Raw genomic sequence first — 637 nt, 5'->3', positions numbered from 1 at the left:
TCCACGGCGCGCCTGTACGCAGAATCCAAAGAATTCCGTTCAGGATGGCGCGGGGCTCATTGAGCACCGGCCTGCCTTGTCCTCTCGGCCCCTTGGGGTTGTCGGGAAGAAGGGGCGCGAGTCGTTCCCACTGCTCATTGGTGATGTCCATTCCCACTTCGTGCGGGAAACGGACTGAAAAGTTTAGAAAATTTCTAAACCCAAACCTTTTCGATTATTGAGATGGTTTCTAATGTCGCAGAAAAACTTTGAGAAGATGGCTATTGTTCAGCAAGAGATGCTGAACAATAGCCATCATAAAAATGCACAAATTGATGAGGCCTTGTCCTGCTTGGAGAAACGGCAAGAGAAGCAGGCAAAAGCCATGGATGATTTTGAAGCGTTTTTGAATGGGATTGACGTTGATGACATTGACGGCTCTCTTGAACGAGTTGAGGCATTTCAACCTTATGTCGCTTCAACGGACGATGTGCCTTCTCACATAGAGCGTCTTGATATACTAGATAGTGTCGTCAAACTATGAATAGTATGATAACACTTCTTCCTGCATGACAGGAGAAGCTATGCGCGCACATCGACGACACGATATTTGTGACAGGGTTTGGGAAAATATACAGGCACATCTTCCCGGCAAAAA

2 protein-coding genes are annotated in these 637 nt (G+C 46.9%); one reads left to right on the top strand and one right to left on the bottom strand.

The features are described from left to right. On the bottom strand, positions 1-151 hold a 151-nt coding region (locus EII23_RS12230; RefSeq protein WP_148091285.1), incomplete at its 3' end, for a transposase. 81 nt (positions 152-232) lie between these two features. On the opposite strand from EII23_RS12230, the gene EII23_RS12225 reads away from it, so the two are divergent. Next, positions 233-523, top strand: a complete 291-nt coding sequence (locus tag EII23_RS12225) for a hypothetical protein (RefSeq protein ID WP_148091284.1) — start codon at positions 233-235, stop codon at positions 521-523. Positions 524-637: the final 114 nt, after the last annotated feature.

It is taken from the genome of Desulfovibrio sp. OH1186_COT-070 (assembly GCF_003860215.1).
In the GTDB taxonomy this organism is placed as follows: Bacteria; Desulfobacterota; Desulfovibrionia; order Desulfovibrionales; family Desulfovibrionaceae; genus Desulfovibrio.
Note: the sequence above shows the minus strand (reverse complement) of the source record. Positions and strands in the feature narration are given on the sequence as shown.

What these genes read in the sequence shown, in the direction of transcription:
- EII23_RS12225 (WP_148091284.1), top strand. Translation starts at nt 233, where the DNA reads ATGTCGCAGAAAAACTTTGAGAAGATGGCTATTGTTCAGCAAGAGATG.